General features: G+C 31.2%; 3 protein-coding genes. All 3 read left to right on the top strand.

What is annotated here, in order from left to right; all coding sequences use genetic code 11:
* The first annotated feature begins 163 nt into the window (after positions 1 to 163).
* The 3 genes from ACFQU8_RS07550 (at position 164) to ACFQU8_RS07540 (ending at position 4,377) form a co-directional block, all read left to right on the top strand.
* Positions 164 to 1,369, top strand: a complete 1,206-nt coding sequence (locus tag ACFQU8_RS07550; RefSeq protein WP_382358600.1) for a reverse transcriptase domain-containing protein — start codon at positions 164 to 166, stop codon at positions 1,367 to 1,369.
* 697 nt (positions 1,370 to 2,066) lie between these two features.
* On the top strand, positions 2,067 to 2,642 hold the full coding sequence (locus tag ACFQU8_RS07545) for a hypothetical protein (protein ID WP_382358599.1): 576 nt from the start codon (positions 2,067 to 2,069) through the stop codon (positions 2,640 to 2,642).
* A gap of 370 nt (positions 2,643 to 3,012) precedes the next feature.
* Positions 3,013 to 4,377: an endonuclease NucS domain-containing protein gene (locus ACFQU8_RS07540; protein ID WP_382358598.1), complete on the top strand. Its 1,365-nt coding sequence runs from the start codon at positions 3,013 to 3,015 to the stop codon at positions 4,375 to 4,377.
* Positions 4,378 to 4,459: the final 82 nt, after the last annotated feature.

The following is a 4,459-nucleotide window of genomic DNA, read 5'->3' as shown; positions in this document are numbered from 1 at the left end:
TTCCAACACGATTTGTGATTTGAATTCTGGTGTATATCTTTTGCGTTTCATATACCTACCTTAACATCTCCTTTTTTCGTGTCTAAAATCTTGGGTCCATTATACTTTTACACCAAGGGAAATGTATTTAATTAATCCAATGTGTTATTGCTATTATACATTTTTGGTATTCAAAGTTGCTAGAGATTATTTAAAGTCAAGTAGCTTATTGGATTTTTCTCGGGAAAATATGGACGTTTTTTATTCAGGAATATTAGACCTTGGTAGTAAAAAAGATGATATCAAAAAGAATGCTTCTTTTAACAAAAACTATAATAACTTTCAAAAATCTAAACAGCAAAACTTTGGTCATGAAGCAGTAAAAATTGACTTAAAAGACTTCTTTAATTCTATAAAAGTCTCAGAATTAATTAGTAAACTCAGAAATATTGTACAGGAAGAAAAGCTTGTTAATGATTTGAAGGAGTTTTTTGATTTTTGCTCCTTTAACACGTTACCTCAATTACATTATTCGATAGCTTCTTCGATACTGTCACAATTTTATTTGAATAGTTTTGATGATAGTTTATCCCAAATTCTCAAGAGAGAAGATCTTCATTTAATTAGGTTTGTAGATGATATGTATATTATCTTCTTGAAGGATTCAAGTTCCAGGGAAAAAAACATTTTAATAGATGAACTTAATTCTTTATTATGGGATGATTCTCTCATATTAAATACTAATAAAACGGAACTACTTAGTGCAGGTGATTTTGAAAATGGTCATGAAATATTTGTAACTGATTATGGCGAAAGAACATCATTCTCTATAGAGAAACAAGTAGAGAAGAAAACAAAATCTATTATTGAAAATGGGGATATGGTGAACTTAATTCAAGAGTTGAACGATTTAGAAGACTCAGAAGGTATAAACTTAAATGCATACAATAACCTTGTGAAGAATTACTTGTCTATAAGTGGAGAAGATGCAAGTAAAGTTCTCACTCATATAGTCTTTTCAAACAAAATAGTAAAAATGGATGCAGGAGATTTGCTTCAAATTGTACATGATTGGAGATTCATTCTATTCAACCCTAGGATGTTTACAATACTTTACATTAAAGTATATAGATTATTGGAGAGAAGAAAGATAGTTACTGATAATGGTCAGCGAATACGCAAAATGTTGAACTATCTCTTTAGCAAAAGAATATTTACTTTTCGAGATGGTGTTGTTTCAATGAATTATCTACTTCAGAGCAATTTAAGACATTCAGACTTATTAAACAAGATAGAAACTATCAATAAAGACTATGTTAAATTCATTGAAAATTATCTGATTAAACGTAAGATTAAGTATAACCACTACACAGAAAATGAAGTATTCTAGTGGGGATTAGTGTACAAGTTTATAACTTATCTTTATTCCATGAATAGCAACAACACATCTTCATACCAAAAAGTATCAAGGTTATCTCGATTCGAGTTAAGCTATATATAAGCCATTTTACACATGCCTTGTGTAATACCCTATAATATCAATAATTCCAAACTTATTTCAATTTCGACCACTAGTATTTAGGTTCAACAATAGACGTAAGACAAGATGTTCGTTCTTGATAGTGTGATTTTATACATTGATTACGCTAAGCGTTTTTTACCACCTTCGCCATCTTTTGTACCAGTGTGTGACAAACAATTTACAATTAATGCCAACCCAATTTACCACACAGGAAAAGAGTCACTATTCATCAGCGCGAATTCAGCAACCCGCCACCATTGACTTAACTTTTGTCCGAGTTGTGGAACTATCGCACTGATCTAAAGTGTTTTAAGTTTAATGACAGTATGGAATTGAATTTTTTCCAACATATGATTTAAACATCTATTATTCAGGGTGGTATGAATTAGATAACTTATTAAATAGCGAAGAGAATAAATTATTCTTCTTACAGTTGCTGATAGATGACTCAAGCTATTCAGCTCCTAGACATTTGACTGGAAAAATTCAAGAAGTTACTTATAGAAAAGTTAATAAGTGGATTATTAAAGAGTATGTTTATACCAATTTAGGGGGGTGGGGTTAAATGCCATATGAAATTATAGCAGCTGTTCTTAGTATTATCTCGTTGATTATTTCAATAATTGTTGCTATGACGAGCCTTTGGAGAAGCAATGCTAAAATAAAAATTCATCAACTTCAGGAAGATAGAAATTGGATATTGAAATCGTATGATGGGTTGTTAGCATCAAATTCATCGAAAAATAAAAAACACGAGCCTAATATGACAAGCATTACTTTAGTAGAAATTATAATAACTAATAATAGCTCGCTTCCACTTTCCGTTTTGGAACTTAGAATGGATGGGGCCATGTACTTTAATTCTTATTCATACACAAATCCTACATACAAAGTAACCCCAGATAATGGCAGTGAAATCTTATTTGGCAGTTCTCATGATCCTTTACATTATCTCCAACCAATATTTACGCTTGAACCATATACGAGCGAACGAGGACATCTTCATCTTTGGATGCATAATAAAGAAAGTATCCAACCGGGGATTCATACATTAACAATCATAACTTCCAGAGGAAACTTTAAACGTAAAATAAATCTTAAAAATACCTTCGAGTCTGCAAATCAAAAGCTTTACACGTGACCTCGGCGATAAGCTGATGTGTTTAAAGCACCTTTTAGTTTATGATATTTATTTTGGTTATTTATAATTTAACACGGACATTGCTCTTACCTTTCCGTCTGCTTATTATAATAATTATTTATGATGTATTTTCGAGATTAAATGAACGCCTAATTATACGATGTGTGTAATTAGAATAAATAAGTACGATTAAAATAAACGAGCACAGTGTTAAAGAAGCGCTGTGCCTGAACCAGGCCATTATGTTGAAGGCTTGAATTTAAGATAAATCGACGGTTAACCGTTTTCATATAAATTGATGCTCGTGGTGTAATTTTCCTGTGTAATAAACGGGGATTACTTAAGTTATTTTTTTAATCGGAGGGTTTTGATGACAAGGGGCGAAGAAGTAATTAGAGACTACCTAGCTGATAATTTAAATTTTATCGAAGAAGGGCTACAGTTAATTGACAAAGAGTATTATTTACCTAATAACGATGGGTCTAGAGGATATATTGATATTTTAGCGACCGATTCTCAAAGTAATTTCGTAATAATTGAACTTAAAAGGTCTGTACAAGCATCAAGACAAGCAATTCATGAGGTGATTAAATATACAGCATTACTGAAACAAAAACATAAGGTAAAGGATAGTGAGATAAGAATAATAATTATTTCTACAAATTGGGAAGAACTATTAACGCCATTTTCAAAAATGATTTCAAGAACTAATTATTATGTAGAAGGGTACGACATTAGTATTGACGATCATTTTATTCCCGATAGCAAAACCAAAGTTGAACCGATAACCCCCCCCCTCTTGAGGAAGTTTTCAGCGATGCACTTAGGACTTTACTGCAAAACTGATAATACAATGAAAGTACTTCTAGCTATTTTGTCTGAAAAAGTTCAAGAAATAGGAATTATTAATTTTGTATTCTTAGAAAAAGAGGCAATGGTTGACGGTAAATATCCCAACCCTTATTGCCTTTACTTTACATTATTAGAAGAAAGCTTGGAACGTTATTGGGATATTATTGATGATTTAGATTGTAAAAATGAATCTCATTGTAGGGATGTTGTTAATGAATATATAAGTCAGCACGAAGAAAGAACTGAAGAGGTTGAGAGACATTACCTTGAGCAGGAGATTATTACGGAGATCATGAATGCTATAACAGAAATTAAGGACAAAGAACTTGACTACTTCGTTGAGGGTGAGACTCCAGAAGGATTGGCAAACAGTTTAAATTTTTGGAGAGTAATTAAAGTTAATAGATTTGGTTTTATTGAAGGTGATATAAGATTAACAGACAAACAAATCATTAAAGAGATAGTTGGATTTGATGGTGGAAATTCCGATGTATTCATTGATTTCTATAATACACAACAAAAGGCAAAGTATAATGAAATATCACAAAATATATCGACTACCTTAGCTTTTAATAGAAAATGGGAGGAAGATATATTAAGGGTTCTAAGAAATCATCAGAGTGATAAAGATACTAGAATTAGTTTGTATATTTATGATCGAAATAATGTGTTAGAAAGTATCTATACAGCAATGTATTCAGAAAACAACACATTACCATCATATGAATTAGTGGTTGATGTTAGTGATGTTGAATATCCTTGTACATATATATATTACGGAAAACTAATATGGAATAGAAATATGATTAAGTTTGAAAATCTCATAAATAAACATTTTGCTAGTGACAGTTTTAATATTTTATTATTTGAGCGAATTTCATAATTCATAGCCCTTGCGGCGCAAGGACTTAAAAACGTAAAAAAGGAAGTACCTCCCCAAATCTTGTATAATGGTAGTTGAACTA

It is taken from the genome of Lentibacillus kimchii, from assembly GCF_042666895.1.
Taxonomy (GTDB): Bacteria; Bacillota; Bacilli; order Bacillales; family Amphibacillaceae; genus Lentibacillus; species Lentibacillus kimchii.
This window is presented reverse-complemented; position numbering and strand designations above follow the sequence as displayed.